The 15,043-nt window shown below is 60.7% G+C and carries 15 protein-coding genes and 2 pseudogenes; 11 read left to right on the plus strand and 6 right to left on the minus strand.

The genetic code is table 11. The annotated features are described in order from the left end of the window. Positions 1–109 precede the first annotated feature (109 nt). Positions 110–427, plus strand: a pseudogene (locus BGI27_RS18875) (phasin family protein); the annotation flags it as partial. Between the two features lie 153 nt (positions 428–580). Here BGI27_RS18875 and BGI27_RS18880 read toward each other — a convergent pair. Continuing rightward, positions 581–1,011, minus strand: a pseudogene (locus BGI27_RS18880) (YgjV family protein); the annotation flags it as partial. 56 nt (positions 1,012–1,067) lie between these two features. Further along, the gene (locus BGI27_RS11615) at positions 1,068–1,691 is read right to left on the minus strand and encodes a pseudouridine synthase (protein WP_478210103.1); all 624 of its coding nucleotides are present in this window, start codon (positions 1,689–1,691) and stop codon (positions 1,068–1,070) included. A 234-nt stretch (positions 1,692–1,925) separates the two neighbouring features. Between BGI27_RS11615 and iscR the strand changes: the two genes are divergently transcribed. The 9 genes from iscR to iscX all read left to right on the plus strand — a co-directional run bounded on the left by iscR (position 1,926) and on the right by iscX (position 8,551). Beyond that, positions 1,926–2,414 (plus strand): Fe-S cluster assembly transcriptional regulator IscR, encoded by a 489-nt coding sequence (gene iscR, locus BGI27_RS11620; RefSeq protein WP_095525033.1) that lies wholly within the window; start codon positions 1,926–1,928, stop codon positions 2,412–2,414. Between the two features lie 14 nt (positions 2,415–2,428). Then, on the plus strand, positions 2,429–3,580 hold the full coding sequence (locus BGI27_RS11625; protein WP_095525034.1) for a cysteine desulfurase family protein: 1,152 nt from the start codon (positions 2,429–2,431) through the stop codon (positions 3,578–3,580). A 33-nt stretch (positions 3,581–3,613) separates the two neighbouring features. Next, positions 3,614–4,822, plus strand: coding sequence for an IscS subfamily cysteine desulfurase (locus tag BGI27_RS11630; RefSeq protein WP_095525035.1), 1,209 nt, complete (start codon positions 3,614–3,616; stop codon positions 4,820–4,822). A gap of 20 nt (positions 4,823–4,842) precedes the next feature. Beyond that, entirely contained in the window at positions 4,843–5,232 is a 390-nt protein-coding gene (gene iscU, locus BGI27_RS11635) for a Fe-S cluster assembly scaffold IscU (RefSeq protein WP_095525036.1), read from the plus strand. An 11-nt stretch (positions 5,233–5,243) separates the two neighbouring features. Then, positions 5,244–5,567, plus strand: a complete 324-nt coding sequence (iscA, locus tag BGI27_RS11640; RefSeq protein WP_095525046.1) for an iron-sulfur cluster assembly protein IscA — start codon at positions 5,244–5,246, stop codon at positions 5,565–5,567. Between the two features lie 62 nt (positions 5,568–5,629). Beyond that, positions 5,630–6,142 carry a Fe-S protein assembly co-chaperone HscB gene (gene hscB, locus BGI27_RS11645; RefSeq protein ID WP_095525037.1) on the plus strand — a complete coding sequence of 171 codons (513 nt, stop codon included), beginning with the start codon at positions 5,630–5,632 and terminating at the stop codon, positions 6,140–6,142. Next, positions 6,142–8,007: a Fe-S protein assembly chaperone HscA gene (gene hscA, locus BGI27_RS11650; RefSeq protein WP_095525038.1), complete on the plus strand. Its 1,866-nt coding sequence runs from the start codon at positions 6,142–6,144 to the stop codon at positions 8,005–8,007. The genes hscB and hscA overlap by 1 nt, the downstream gene beginning before the upstream one ends. An 11-nt stretch (positions 8,008–8,018) precedes the next feature. Next, positions 8,019–8,363, plus strand: coding sequence for an ISC system 2Fe-2S type ferredoxin (gene fdx / locus BGI27_RS11655; RefSeq protein ID WP_095525039.1), 345 nt, complete (start codon positions 8,019–8,021; stop codon positions 8,361–8,363). Beyond that, entirely contained in the window at positions 8,360–8,551 is a 192-nt protein-coding gene (iscX, locus tag BGI27_RS11660) for a Fe-S cluster assembly protein IscX (RefSeq protein ID WP_095525040.1), read from the plus strand. The genes fdx and iscX overlap by 4 nt, the downstream gene beginning before the upstream one ends. A gap of 41 nt (positions 8,552–8,592) precedes the next feature. On the opposite strand, the gene mnmC is transcribed toward iscX, so the two are convergent. The 4 genes from mnmC to BGI27_RS11675 form a co-directional block, all read right to left on the minus strand. Further along, positions 8,593–10,518, minus strand: coding sequence for a bifunctional tRNA (5-methylaminomethyl-2-thiouridine)(34)-methyltransferase MnmC2/FAD-dependent 5-carboxymethylaminomethyl-2-thiouridine(34) oxidoreductase MnmC1 (gene mnmC, locus BGI27_RS11665; protein ID WP_317984296.1), 1,926 nt, complete (start codon positions 10,516–10,518; stop codon positions 8,593–8,595). Positions 10,519–10,742: 224 nt separating this feature from the next. Next, the gene (gene uxaC / locus BGI27_RS11670; RefSeq protein WP_095525041.1) at positions 10,743–12,143 is read right to left on the minus strand and encodes a glucuronate isomerase; all 1,401 of its coding nucleotides are present in this window, start codon (positions 12,141–12,143) and stop codon (positions 10,743–10,745) included. Between the two features lie 183 nt (positions 12,144–12,326). Continuing rightward, complete coding sequence (locus tag BGI27_RS18525) at positions 12,327–12,458, minus strand: hypothetical protein (protein ID WP_263406614.1); 132 nt, start codon at positions 12,456–12,458, stop codon at positions 12,327–12,329. Positions 12,459–12,482: 24 nt separating this feature from the next. Next, positions 12,483–13,568, minus strand: coding sequence for a uracil-xanthine permease family protein (locus tag BGI27_RS11675; protein WP_223871769.1), 1,086 nt, complete (start codon positions 13,566–13,568; stop codon positions 12,483–12,485). A 398-nt stretch (positions 13,569–13,966) separates the two neighbouring features. Here BGI27_RS11675 and BGI27_RS11680 point away from each other — a divergent pair, with 398 nt between their 5' ends. Further along, on the plus strand, positions 13,967–14,992 hold the full coding sequence (locus tag BGI27_RS11680) for an ROK family transcriptional regulator (RefSeq protein ID WP_095525042.1): 1,026 nt from the start codon (positions 13,967–13,969) through the stop codon (positions 14,990–14,992). The last annotated feature ends 51 nt before the right edge of the window (positions 14,993–15,043 follow it).

The following is a 15,043-nucleotide window of genomic DNA, read 5'->3' on the forward strand; positions in this document are numbered from 1 at the left end:
CGGTGCTCCTGAATCATCCTGCCGTGCAGATGGGGTTGAGCCGATGGCTTTCAAGCCACGGCCGGCGTGAGTGTGAGTTGTCTCTATCAAGTCCCGAGGAGGAGAGAACATGACTGGCAAACCCGAAAAGGCCCTGGCGGCCATTCAACAGCGAAACCTGGAGTCAGCCGTGCGCCTGGCTCAGCTGTCGATCGAGAATTCGCAACGCATCCTGCAGCTGCAGGTCGAGGTGGTGAAGGAGATCTTCGATGACGGCGTCAGCAGCGCGAAAGCATTGACCGGTGTGACGTCACCGCAGGAGGCGCTCGAGTTGCGTTCGCGCTATGCGCAGCAAACTGCGGAGCGGATGTTCGACTGTAGTCGCAGCGTGGCCGAAATCACGGCCGAAATGCAGGCCGAGATGGCCCGCCTGATCAGCGATCAGCTCAGCACTGGTGGGCAACAGGTCTTCGATTCGATGCAGGAAGTGCTGCGTGGCATGCCGCTCAATAGCTGGCGCGCTACCGCGCAGGCTGCGGGCTTCCTGCCGCATGCGGCGGATGGTGTTGAGGTTGACGAGCAGGATCACGATTTCCAGCGCAGTGCCGCCATAAGATCCCGCCAGAACGTTGTTGGCGATCCACAGACTGGTTCCCAACAGCACACCACACGCATGCGGATGCCTGTCAGCAGGAAGAGCGCCAGCGTTCCGACACAGGAAGCAATCAGCGGGAACCAGTTCCACCACACCTGAACCAACCGGACTCCGAGCACGAGATTGATCACCACCACGGCTATCGCGACCCAGAATGACCGGGTATAGAGCGAAAGCATGGAACGCGTGGCGGATACGGCAGAACTGACCATGGCGGTGGGGTTACCCAGTAGCCAGAAATGCCCGATATAGGCCAGACACTCCGCAGTCATGAACAGCTTGAAATGGCGGTCGTTCTTCTGCAGGAAAGAGCCTACGCCCAGGAAAAACGCCAGATAGCCCATGATCTGGGCAGGCGAGAAGATGTCGGAAAGCATGCGGATGCTGCAGCGGGAGGAGCGTGCACTTTAGCGCTAACGACCACCCGCGTCGATCAGAACGCGGCCGCATCCCGCCAGCACATGCGGGCGCCTGTCGATGGATGGGGCAGCGCCAGCATCTCGGCGTGCAACAACAGGCGGGAAGAGGCACTCAAGGCTGAAGGGGGCGCATACAAACGGTCGCCCAGTATCGGGTGCCCGAGCGCGAGCATGTGAACACGCAACTGATGCGAGCGGCCGGTGATCGGAGTCAGACGCACCCGGGTCTGCTCTCGCAGGCGATCACGCGAGAGCACTTCAAAGTAGGTCAGAGAGGGTTTGCCTATCTCCCGGTCAACCCGCTGCCGAGGGCGGTTGGGCCAATCCGTGATCAGTGGGAGATCTACTTCCCCGCAATCGTCGGCGAGCAGGCCATCCACCACGGCGACGTAACGCTTCTGCGTGTCCCGCTGTGCAAATGCCTTGCTCAGGGCACTCTGGGCCTTCGGCGTACGGGCCAGTACGATCAGCCCGGAGGTCTCCATGTCCAGGCGATGCACCGTCAAGGCGTCAGGGAAACGTTGCTGGATACGGTGCAACAGGCAGTCCTGGTGTGCCTCGCCGCGTCCGGGAACCGAAAGCAGGCCTGCAGGCTTGTTGCATATCAACAGTGCGGCATCTGCGTACAGCAGTGGCAATCCCCGGTCTGCCGGAGGTGTGTAAACGGGCGCAGCGGGAATGTGCATTGATTGAGTTTATCGGGCGAGCAAATTGATCTGGGACAAGTATTCTTGACCAGAAAGGTCGGGAATTGTATTCTTGAGCAAAACAATCAAGTATTGCTTCCGGCACGAAGGCAGGCTTTTCGGGTCATGCCCCAGGTCAGGGAGCCCATAGCACCTTACCCATTCCGAACAGAGCGGAGTACAACCATGCGCCTGACCACAAAAGGCCGATTCGCAGTCACCGCCATGATTGATCTGGCCTTGCGCCAGGATCGCGGCCCGGTGACGCTTGCCGGTATCAGCGAACGCCAGAATATTTCCCTTTCCTATCTCGAACAACTGTTCGGCAAGCTGCGCCGCCATCAACTGGTGAGCAGCGTGCGTGGCCCGGGCGGCGGTTATTGTCTGGCCCAGACGATGGACGAGATTTCTGTGGCAGACATCATTATCGCCGTAGACGAGCCTCTGGATACCACCCAATGCGGCGGCAAGGAAGACTGCCAGGGCGATACCCATCAACGATGCATGACGCACGACCTGTGGGCCAACCTCAATCGCCACATGTTCGCCTACCTCGAATCGGTGACACTCCACTCGTTGGTGGAGAAGTTGCGTACGCGCAGCAATCCGCACGAGGCCGTGGTGCTCTGTGACGAATTCCGACGTGGCCGCAGCGAGGTCGAAGCCGTCGCCTGAAGCGGAGGTCCAGCGTGTTCGCCCCGATCTATCTCGATCACAATGCCACGACGCCGCTCGACGAGCGCGTGCTCGAAGTCATGCTGCCATGGCTTCGCGGCCGTCCCGGCAATGCGTCGAGCCGGTACGAATACGGGCGGGCGGCACGCGATGCGATTGATCGCGCTCGCCAGCAGGTGGCTGCCAGCGTCAATGCACATGCAACCGAAGTGGTCTTCGTCAGTGGCGGCTCCGAGGCGAACAACACCTTCGTCAAAGGGGCTGCAGCCTGCCTGCCGGCAGGTGCCATAGCCACGGGTGCAGGCGAGCATCCCTGCGTGCGCAAACCGGCTGCGCAATTGCGTTCCCAAGGCTGGCGAACGCTGGAGCTGACCCTGGATACTCATGGCTCTGTGGATCTTGCCCATGCAGAAGCACTGATCGAGCGAGAGTCGCCATCGCTGGTTTCGGTGATGCTTGCCAACAACGAAAGCGGTGCTGTAAATGATGTTGCGGCGCTGGCACGTATTGCGCGGCGCGCGGGTGCCTGGCTGCATACCGACGCGGTGCAGGGACTAGGCAAGATGCGGCTGGATTTTCGCGCGCTGGGCGTGCACGCCATGAGCCTGTCTGCGCACAAGATTCATGGTCCGTTGGGTGCTGGAGCGCTGATTCTCGACAAACGCGTTGAGCTTTCTCCACTGGTTGCCGGTGGCGGGCAGGAGCGCGGCTTGCGCGCAGGTACGGAGAACGTCGCAGCGATCGTCGGCTTCGGCAAGGCCTGCGAGCTGGCCACCGAAGAGCTGGACGGACGTATCGAGCGCATGCAGGCTGCCCGACAACGTCTGGAGACCGCGCTTGGCGCACTTGGTGCAGAGATATTTGCCGTGAAGGCCTTGCGCTTGCCCAATACGAGTTTCTTCGCTTTTGGCGGGATTGAAGGTGAAACGTTGGTAGGTCGCCTGGATCGTGCCGGTTTCGCACTGGCCAGCGGTGCGGCCTGTTCGTCGGCTGATCCTGAACCCTCGCGCACCTTGCTGGCCATGGGCGTGGAGCCCTCGCTGGCACGTTGTGCAGTCCGCGCCAGCGTCGGTCATGGCACGACATTGGCGGAGGTTGATGGATTCCTGCGTTGTTTGCAGGAAACGGTAAAAGAATTGCAGCAACTTGCCGCAGTGGCGGCGTAAACAACGACAATACAGCCCCCCTTGGAGCAGCATATGAAATACCCGATCTATCTCGACTATTCAGCGACCACGCCAGTCGATCCCCGCGTGGCTGAAAAGATGATCCCCTGGCTGACGGAGCATTTCGGCAATCCAGCCAGCCGCTCCCATGCCTATGGCTGGGAAGCCGAGGCTGCGGTGGAAGAGGCACGTGAGCAGGTCGCCGCACTGGTGGGGGCAGATCCGCGCGAGATCGTGTGGACCAGTGGTGCGACCGAGTCGAACAACCTTGCGCTCAAGGGCGTTGCCAACTTCTACGCGGGCAAGGGCAAACACCTGATCACGGTGAAAACCGAGCACAAAGCGGTGCTCGATACCATGCGTGAGCTGGAGCGCCAGGGGTTCGAAGTGACCTACCTGGATGTGCAGGAGAACGGTCTGCTGGATCTGGAGGCCTTCAAGGCCGCGTTGCGGCCGGATACCACCCTGGTTTCCGTGATGTTCGTGAACAACGAGATCGGCGTGGTCCAGCCGATCGCCGAAATCGGCGAGATCTGCCGTGAGCGGGGCATCGTGTTCCATGTGGATGCTGCACAGGCCACGGGCAAGGTCGATATCGACCTGAACGTGCTGAAGGTGGATCTGATGTCTTTCTCCGCGCACAAAACCTACGGCCCCAAAGGCATCGGCGCCTTGTACGTACGTCGCAAACCGCGTGTACGTCTTGAGGCGCAGATGCATGGTGGTGGCCACGAGCGCGGCATGCGTTCGGGAACGCTGGCGACACACCAGATTGTCGGCATGGGTGAAGCCTTCCGTATTGCCCGTGAAGAAATGGTCGCCGAGAAGGCCCGGATCGGTGCGTTGCGCGACAAGTTGCTGGCTGGTCTCTCCGACATGGACGAGGTCTATGTGAACGGCGATCTCAAGTCCCGCGTGCCGCACAACCTGAACATCAGCTTTGCCTATGTGGAGGGCGAGTCGTTGATCATGGCCGTCAAGGATATCGCTGTTTCCAGTGGCTCGGCCTGCACCTCCGCCTCGCTCGAACCTTCCTACGTATTGCGTGCGTTGGGCCGCAACGACGAACTGGCACACAGTTCCATCCGTTTCACCCTCGGGCGTTTCACCACCGAGGCTGAGATCGACTTCACCATCAAGTTGCTGCATGAAAAGATCGGCAAGCTGCGCGAACTCTCACCGCTGTGGGAAATGGTGCAGGAAGGCGTCGATCTGAACTCCGTGCAGTGGGCTGCACACTGAATACCGGCAGGAGCATCAAAATGGCATACAGCGAAAAGGTTCTCGATCATTATGAAAATCCCCGTAACGTGGGGTCCTTCGCCAAGGAAGAGGCAGAGACCGTAGGTACCGGCATGGTCGGCGCACCGGCCTGTGGCGACGTGATGAAGCTGCAGATCAAGGTCAATGCTGCGGGGGTCATCGAAGACGCAAAATTCAAGACCTACGGTTGTGGTTCGGCGATCGCTTCGAGTTCGTTGGTCACGGAATGGGTCAAGGGCAAGACGCTGGACGAAGCCCTGGGCATCAAGAACACGCAGATCGCCGAAGAACTGGCGCTGCCACCGGTTAAAATCCACTGCTCGATCCTCGCCGAGGATGCGATCAAGGCTGCGGTGGAGGACTACCGCAAGAAGCACGATTCCCAATGAGCGAGTCGATCATGAGCGTTACCCTCTCGGCCGCAGCAGCGCGGCACATCAACAAGTTCCTGGCCAAACGGGGCAAGGGTGTCGGCGTTCGCCTCGGGGTGAAGACTACGGGCTGTTCGGGCATGGCCTACAAGCTTGAATATGCAGATGATGTCGATGCCGACGATCTGGTGTTCGAGAGTCAGGGGCTCAAGGTTCTGGTCGATCCCAAGAGCCTGCCTTACATCGATGGCACCGAGCTGGATTTCGTACGCGAAGGTCTCAACGAGGGCTTCAAGTTCAATAATCCGAATGCGAAGAACGAGTGCGGCTGCGGCGAAAGCTTCAACGTCTGATCTCCGTACCGCTCGTGTAACCACCTGACGCCTGCTGCGTCCAGCAGCAGGCGTATGCCGCCATGCAAGAGTATTACTCGCTGTTTTCGTTGCCCGAGCGCTACGCGATTGATCCTGCTCGTCTGGAGGATGCCTATCGCAGCGTGCAGGCACAGGTCCATCCGGACCGTTTTGCCCATCGCCCGGAGGCCGAGCGAAGAGTGGCCATGCAATGGGCCACGCTGGCTAATGAAGCCTTTCGCACCCTCAAAAGCCCGCTGGAGCGTGCACGCTATCTGCTTGAACGTCGCGGCGCGCCGGTGGATCCGGAGCGCAACACAGGCATGTCACCAGCGTTCCTGATGCAGCAAATGGAATGGCGTGAGTCTGTCGAGGAAGCTGCCAGCGATGCCGTCGAGCTTGAACGGCTGCATCGCGAACTGGCGAGGGACGAACGGGTGATGTTCGACGATCTGGCTCAGGCGCTCGACGAGGCAGCCGATCTGCCCCGCGCCGGAGAGCTGGTGCAACGTTTGATGTTCATGGAAAAACTGCGTCGGGAAATCACCGATGCACTGGCTCGACTGGAAGAGTGATGGCCTTACTGCAGCTTTCCGAACCGGGAGACTCCCCCGCACCGCACGAGCAGCGACTGGCGGTGGGGATCGATCTCGGGACCACCAACTCGCTCGTGGCGACCGTGCGCCATGCATTGCCCGAATGCCTGCCCAATGCCGAGGGCGACGTGATCCTGCCTTCCGTGGTGCGCTTCCTGCGTGATGGAAACACCATCGTCGGCCGCGAAGCGCTGGCTGTCCAGGCACAAGATCCCCGCAATACCATCGCTTCGGTGAAACGTCTGATGGGGCGGGGTCTGCAGGACGTAGATGCGCCGATGCGCGGTCGTTACGATCTGCTCGACGCTGGCGGCGGTATGGTACGCATCAACACCGTGGCGGGGCCGCGCTCTCCTGTCGAGGTTTCGGCGGAAATCCTGCGCAGGCTCCGCGAACGGGCCGAAGCATCGCTGGGTGACAATCTCGTTGGCGCAGTGATCACCGTGCCTGCGTATTTCGACGACGCACAACGCCAGGCAACCAAGGACGCCGCTCGGCTCGCAGGGCTGAACGTGCTGCGCCTGCTCAACGAGCCCACCGCGGCTGCGATCGCCTACGGACTGGACGAAGCGGCGGAAGGTATCTACGCGGTGTATGACCTGGGGGGCGGGACCTTCGATTTCTCCGTCCTGCGTCTCGCCCGGGGAGTCTTTGAAGTCATGGCCACCAGCGGAGATTCGGCGCTGGGAGGGGATGATTTCGACGATGCCCTGGCCGACTGGCTGCACCGCAAGGCCAGTGGCGTCGACCTGGATTGCTCGCGCTCGCGTGCCTTGCTGGCCGAGGCTCGGCGCGTCAAGGAGGCGCTGAGCAGCGCCCCTGTGGTGACCGCTCGCGTACCGTTGGCAGCCGATGGTGTGCGTGAGGTGGAAGTCCACGCCCAAGATTTCGTCACGCTCACGCAGGCGTTGGTGGATCGTAGCCTGAGTCCAGTAAAGAAGGCTTTGCGCGATGCCGGACTGGGGGTGGATGACATCCAGGCCGTGGTGATGGTGGGAGGCGCCACCCGGATGCCTCACGTGCGCAGTGCCGTGGCGAAGCTGTTCGGGCGCCAGCCTCATACCGACATTGATCCGGACAAGGTGGTCGCCATCGGTGCGGCCATCCAGGCCAACGTGCTGGCTGGCAATCGTCGTCCGGGGGAAGACTGGCTGCTGCTCGACGTGATTCCGCTGTCACTCGGGTTGGAAATGATGGGCGGGCTCACCGAGAAGATCATCCCGCGCAACTCCACCATCCCCATTGCCAAGGCGCAGGACTTCACCACCTACAAGGATGGGCAGTCCGCGATGGCGATCCATGTCGTGCAGGGGGAGCGCGAACTGGTGCAGGACTGCCGTTCGCTGGCGCGTTTCGAGCTGCGCGGCATTCCGCCCATGCCGGCTGGGGGGGCGCGTATACGTGTGACTTTCCAGGTGGACGCCGACGGTCTGCTCTCCGTCACCGCTCGAGAACAGACGACCGGCGTTGAATCCCACGTGACAGTCAAACCCAGTTACGGGCTCTCCGATGACGAGGTGGCGCAGATGCTCAAGTCGGGCTTCGAGCATGCCGAGGACGACATGCAGGCACGCGCGCTGCGCGAGCAGCAGGTCGAAGCCCGGCGTCTGATCGAAGCGACCCGCCAGGCATTGACCGAGGATGCCAGCCTACTGTCTGCCAGTGAGCATGCAACGCTGCTCACGGAGATCGAGCATCTGGAGGCGTTGTCCACCACCCCCGATCACCTGGCCATCAAGGCCGGCATCGATGCTTTGTCCGCAGCCACAGGCGATTTCGCCGCACGCCGCATGGACAAAGCCATCCGCGAAGCGCTGACCGGCGCCCGCGTCGACAATCTGTAAGGAGAACCGTCATGACCCGCATCGTCGTTCTGCCTCATGCCGAACTCTGCCCGGATGGTGCAGTGATCGAAGCCGAGCCCGGACAGAGTCTGTGCGATGCCTTGCTGGCCAACGATATCGAAATCGAGCACGCCTGCGAGAAGTCCTGTGCCTGCACCACCTGCCACGTGATCGTCCGTGAGGGGTTCGAATCGTTGGAGCCGGCCGATGAGCTGGAAGAGGATCTGCTCGACAAGGCCTGGGGGCTGGAGCCTCAGTCCCGCCTGTCGTGTCAGGCGCTGCTCAAGGCCAAGGAGCTGGTGGTGGAAATCCCACGCTACACCATCAACATGGTCAGCGAAGGAGGCAAGAAATGAAGTGGACCGATACGCTGGAAATCGCCATTGCCTTGGCTGATGTGCATCCCGATGCGGATCCGCAGCGTGTGAACTTTGTCGAATTGATGCAATGGGTGATGGCCCTGCCGGAATTCGATGACAATCCCAAGCATTGCGGCGAACGCATTCTGGAAGCCATCCAGGCTGCGTGGATCGACGAAGTCTGAGCGCTGCACTGACCGATATTGCCGGCGTAAGAGTTCAGAGTTCAGGCTTCTTCGGCCAGCGTCGGCGTTTTGCCGAACAGGAAGCGTGCCGGATCCATCGCTTCGGCCAGTGATCGCTCCAGCGGCAACGGCTCATTGCAAAGTCTGGCTGCCAGCAACTCTCCACACAGATTGCTCCAGACCAATCCGCGCGCTCCGAAGCCCGTGATGATCCAAAGGCCTTGCGTACGGGGCAGGGAGCTCAGATTGAAGCCTTCACCCTGTGCGATCGCAGGCATCGCACCAACCATTGGCAGACGGTCCGGTGAGACCGGGCGCAGGCTGACACGTCCTTCGATGTCCTGACCGGCAAGCCGGTCTGCCATTCCTGGCAACATGCGACCCAGGCGCGCCAGATTTTCGGCGTGTTCCTCTTCGCGCAAACCGAGATCGAAATCATCAACCACGAAGCTTGCGCCCAGCGCCGCATGCAAACCGATGCCTGGTGTGATGTAGCCCTGGCCGCAAACCACCACGCCAAGAGGTGCCAGCTGCGCCATCGGCAAGTGGCTGACCTGACCGCGTGCCGCGCGTAGTGGCAGCCATTGGGCATCGGCAAGCCGGCGCGCGTCGTGGGCATTGGCCAATACCACCTGTGGGGCGCTGGCAATGCTGCTTCCGTCCTGGGAAAGCGCATGCCAGACGCCATCCCGCTGTTCGAGCCTGGCCACAGGCTGCCCGGTGAGCAACTGGATGCGCGCGCCCCCCATTGCGATCTGGGCCTCAACCAGACTGCGTGGTTGAATCCACCCTCCACGCGGAAACCACCATCCCCCGAAACCCGCCGTGTGGCCAGCTTTGCGCGTGGCTTCGGCGGCATCCACCCAATCGAGGAAATCCTGCGGCCATCCGAGTGACGAGATCACCTCGCGCTGGCGGGCTTCCTGATCGCCACTGCGCGCCAGATGCAGGACTCCGCAATCTTCCCACAGCACCGAATGACCAGCCTCCTCCAGGCGCGCCAACTGCTGCAGGCCATACAGAAAACCTGCACGCGTTACACGGGAGAGCAGATTGTCGTCCTTGCTGGGCAGGGGGCGGAAGGCGCCGGCAAGGTTGCCTGAAGCGCCTTGCGCCACATCCTCGTGGGCCTCGATCAGCGTGATCCGCCAGCCCCGTGCGGCAAGGCGCTCGGCCACCGCGCTACCGGCCAGCCCGGCGCCGATGACCAGTGCGTGGCGCTCTTCCGTTGTCTGACCGCGGGGTCTCGGCCCGCGATAGCGCCCTTGCAGCATCTGGCGTTTGTCTGCAAAACCCTCGGTCTTCTCCACGGCAAAGCCCGCGTGCCTCAGACCTTCCCGAACAGCACCGGAAACAGACCAAGTGGCCAGCGTCGTTTCCTGGTCGGAAAGCGCTGCCAGCGCTCGAAAAACGCCGTCGGACCACATTTCCGGGTTTCTGGCTGGAGAAAACCCGTCGAGAAAAATGGCGTCGGCACGCGCACCTGCGTCGGCGAGACAGTTTTCGACATCCCCTAGGAACAGATCCAGGATGACTCGTCCGCCATCCAGCGAAATACGGTGGCAACCCGGCAGCAGCACCGGCCAGTGACGGATCAGTTCGGCGGAAAGTTCGGCAGGCGCGTCAGCCGCTTGGTGCGCAGCCGCCAGATCGCTGGCGCTGAAGGGATGCTTTTCCACTGACAGGAAGTGCAGCGTGCCGCAGGCCAGCGGATCTTCGCGCCAGGCTTGCCATGCAGTCAGAAAGTTGTGGCCGAGGCCGAAACCTGTCTCCACGATGACAAAACCTTCCCGGCCCTGCCAGCGCTCTGGCAACCCGTTACCGGTCAAGAAAACATGCCTGGCCTGCGCCAATGCACCGGCGGCTGCGTGGTAGACGTCCCCATACTCGGGAGAAAAGGGGATCCCTTCTGGAGACAGTTGGAGGCTTGCGGGCTGAAGTCGGATCACGGCGGCTGTTACTGGCACGAATGAGCCAGAAGTTTAGCAGGGGCCAGAGACTGAAAAGCCCCGCTTCCTTGTGGGATGCGGGGCTGTGCAAACGGCCCCTTGGTGCGGGCCCGTGCTTTCGAGCAGATGCTCAAAACCGATAGGCGGCAGTATACCCATACGGTCACGTATCTTTTTTGTTCTAGCGCATGAAAAAGCCCCGCTTAAGCGGGGCGTGCATGCAGCAGGCCTGCGGATGGCGATCAGAACTGGAAGTAGGCTTCCGCGTTCTTGTAGCAGACACCTTCGACGATCTTCTGCAGTTGTGCCCAATCCTGCGGGTACTCGCCATTTTTCACCCAGCCACCGATCAGGTTGCACAGGATGCGGCGGAAGTACTCGTGCCGGGTGTAGGAAAGGAAAGAACGCGAATCGGTGAGCATGCCGATAAACGCGCCGAGGTTGCCGAGCTGGGACAGCGCGGTGAGCTGGCGAGTCATGCCATCCTTCTGGTCGAGGAACCACCAGCCGGAGCCGAACTGCATCTTGCCGACGACCTTGCCGTCCTGGAAGTTGCCGATCATCGTGGCCAGCACCTCGTTGTGGATCGGGTTCAGGTTGTAAAGGATGGTCTTCGGCAATTGGTCGTCACCATCCAGGGTGTCCAGGAAGCGGGCAATCTTGGCCGAGATGAGATCGTCAGCAATGGAGTCGAAGCCGGTGTCCGGGCCCAGGTTGCGGAACTGCCGCGCGCTGTTGTTGCGCTGCGCGCCGATGTGCAGCTGCATGGCCCAGCCACGTTGAGCGTAACGGCGGCCCAGATGCAGCATGATGCCGGTCTTGTACTTATCGGCATCTTCACGGCTGATCGGCTCGTTGTTCATCGCACGGGACAAGATCTGCGAAAGCTCCGTTTCCGAGGCTTCTGCGAAGAAGGCGATGTCAATGGCGTGATCGGAAACCTTGCAACCATGTGCGGCGAAGTAGTCCAGACGGGCGTCGAGCGCGCGGGTCACATCGCTGAAACTGTTGATGGCGACGCCAGACACCGTAGCGAGCTTGCGAATGTAGTCCTGGAAACCTGCGCGATCGATGTTGAAGGATTTGTCCGGGCGGAAGGTCGGCAATACCTTGACCTGGAAACTGTCGGCAGCGATGGCCTTGTGATTGGCCAGATCGTCGACCGGGTCATCGGTGGTACACACCGCTTTCACGTTGGAGCCGGTCATCAAGCCACGTGCCGACAGCTCGGGCTTGCCGATCAGGCTGTTGCAGTGGGTCCAGAGCTCACTCGCCGTGGCACCCGAAACCAGGGTCTTGGTCCCGAAATAGCGTTGCAGTTCGAGATGGCTCCAGTGGTAGAGCGGGTTGCCGACACCCATCGGCAACACCTCGCAGAATTTGCGGAATTTGGCTTCATCCGGCTGATTGCCGGTCATGAAATCCTCGGTGACGCCAGAAGAGCGCATGAAGCGCCACTTGTAGTGGTCTCCGCCGAGCCAGATCTCGGTGATGTTCTTGAACTGCTTGTTCTGGGCAATCTGCTCGGGAGGCAGATGGCAGTGATAATCGATGATGGGTTGCGGCGCGGCGAACTCGTGATACAGCTTCTGAGCGGTAGGCGTCTCGAGAAGAAAATTCTCATCCATGAAGGGTTTAGCCATGCTGTTCTCCTGACAGACGAATGTGTCCGCTGCGTATTATGTTGTCTGACGAAGAAGACTTTAAGCAGGGAAAACCCCGCATGTTGTCTGACTTTTTTGCTGTTTTTCCAGGCCGTGCACTAAAAACAATCGTTAATGCCTGACTAATCGGCTGCCGCCTTCAGGCGACAGCCGACCGATCGCTCAGCTTTCGTTCTGCTTGCGCGGCAGCACGAGATTGAGCAGTACGGCAACCACACCGCACAGGCTCACGCCTTGCAAGCTGAATTGTCCGGCGGACACCACAAAGCCCCCCAGCCCCATCACCAGCACCACAGAGACGATGATTAGGTTACGTGCCTAATTCAGATCCGTGCGATCCACGATCAGTGACTTGAGGCCGATGGAAGCGACGGTACCGAACAGCAGCATCATGATGCCCCCCATCACGGGCGCCGGGATTGATTGCAGGATGGCGTTGAACTTGCCAAAAAAGGCCAGAACGACAGCCAGTACTGCTGCCCAGGTCATGGTGACCGGGTTGAAGTTGCGGGTCAGCGAAACTGCACCGGTAACTTCGGCGTAGGTCGTCACGGGCGGCCCACCGATCAGGCCGGCAAACAGTACGCCAAGGCCGTCGCCGAACAAGGTGCGGTGCAAGCCGGGGGTTTGCGTGTAATCCTTGCCAGTGACTCCACCGATGGCAACCACTCCGCCCACGTGCTCGATGGCAGGTGCCAGCGCTACCGGCAGCATGAACAGAACCGCGGCGAAATTGAAGCTGGGAGCAACCAGTTCAGGCACGGCCAGCCACGGCGCGGCGGCGATCTTGTCAAAATCAACATAACCCAGGATGGCTGCGACGATGTAGCCCGCCACAACCCCCGCAAGGATCGGCGTCAAACGCAGCAAGCCGCGTGCAAAAACCGATGCCAGGATGGTTACGCCAAGGGAGATACCTGCGAGCAAAAGAGCCGTGGGGTAAGGGACCACCTGCACGTCCCCGGCCTTGCCCATTGCCATGTTGACAGCGACTACTGCAAGCGAGAGACCGATCAGCATGACCACAGGCCCGATGACCACCGGCGGCATGAAACGGTGGACGATCGCGGCACCATGACGGTTGACCAGCGCAGCAAAAGCGAAATAAACGAGGCTTACACAGGCAAGTGCCCCCATCGTCGCCGGCAGGCCCCAGGTCTGGATCGAGTAAATGATCGGAGCGATGAATGCGAAGCTGGAACCGAGGAAAAGCGGCACCTGACGTCGGGTCACGATCTGGAAGAGCAAGGTGCCGACACCTGCTCCCAGCAGTGCCATGGCCGGATTGAGCCCAGTGAGCAGGGGGACCAGGACAAGGGCGCCGAAAGCTACGAAAAGTATCTGCGCACCCGAGATGACTTGACGCCAGACAGGGTCATTACCCTGGATGGACGATTTATGCATGAGAGCTCCCGAATAGAAATAGTTGTGGTCCCTCCGTCATGTCGTCTGCCGGATAGCGCACGACGGAGCGGGCGATGATCGATCGCGGCGCGGATTATGAATGTTTTTGTCCGTGCCGCCGCATGAGTTTGGAGTCGGATCTGATCTGCCGCCGGTAAGGAATGTTGATGGATGTGAAGTGTTTTTCCGTCTATTCGTGCAGGGAATATGGAACAATCCGCGGCAGCCGTCGGTAGGCAAATTTTGCCGCCGTCTGGCACGAACAATCCATCCCGGGTTTTCCGAGCGTAGGGGATATCCCGACGCCGAAGCTATTCGTCCGCCTGCAAGTGACAAAAGATCGCTATGAAGCGCGGAGAGCCCGGAGAGGATCGTCGATAACGGATGACGGAGGATTCATGGCAATCACTGGGGACCAGCGACTGCTCAAGCGCATCAACAGGATGGCGCTTGTGCGTCTGGTAAGGAGCAGGCCAGGGCTTTCACGTGCCGATCTGGCTCAGGAGACGGGGCTGACCAAGTCAACAGTCAGCTTGCTGATACAGGAGCTGATAGAAGAAGGCTGGCTGAGGGAAAACGAGATCCAGGCGACAGGCAACATCGGCCGGCGGCCCACGCCGTTGTGTCTGAATGGACACAGGCTTGTCGTGCTGGGCGCCGAGCTGAACGCGGACATCGTCCGAGTTGTCGTCATGTCGCTGGCTGGCGAACAGTTGTTCGAACAGCAACTGGATTCACCAGGTGAGGCGCCTGTCGAGCAGAAAGTACGGGGCTTGCTGGATCTGTTGGCTGAGGCTGTCGCTAGCCTGGCCCCCGGGCAGCGTAACGTTCTGGGGCTGGAGGTAGGCGTTCCGGGGCAGGTGCTGGACGACGATCTGGTGGATGCACCGCTGCTGGGTTGGCACGAGGTGGCATTAGGCAAGTTGCTGCGTAGCGGATTGGCGCGTGGCCCCTTGGGAAATGTACCGGTCTACATACTCAATAATGGCGACGCGGCAGCTCTGGGTGAAACGGAGTTCATCTCCGGCGAAGAAGCTGCGGACCCCTTGCTCTATATAGGGCTCGATCAGGGAATCAGCGCGGGCGTGATTGTAGGAGGACGCTTGCTGCACGGTCGACGAAGCTTCGCTGGCGAAGTCGGGCATATCCAGCTATTGCCGGAAGGCCCCCGCTGCCGGTGCGGTCGCCGCGGATGCGCTGAATCCTGTTTCGGTCTGGAAGCGCTGGCTGCTAGCCTAGGGTGCAGCATGCAGGAATTGTTCGCACGGGCGCAGACGGAAGACCCTGCTTGTATGAAGCAGCTGTCCGTTGCGGGCAAACAACTGGGGATGCTGCTGCACAATCTCTGGACTGTTCTCGACCCCGCACGCATTGTTCTGGGAGGCACAGCCTGTCGTCTGGGTGAATCGCCCCGGGTTTCCTAGAGCCTGTTCACAGTATCCGGAATGTGTTTACATTCTGGAATTTGGGTGTGA

Source organism: Candidatus Dactylopiibacterium carminicum (assembly GCF_014736495.1).
Taxonomy (GTDB): domain Bacteria; phylum Pseudomonadota; class Gammaproteobacteria; order Burkholderiales; family Rhodocyclaceae; genus Uliginosibacterium; species Uliginosibacterium carminicum.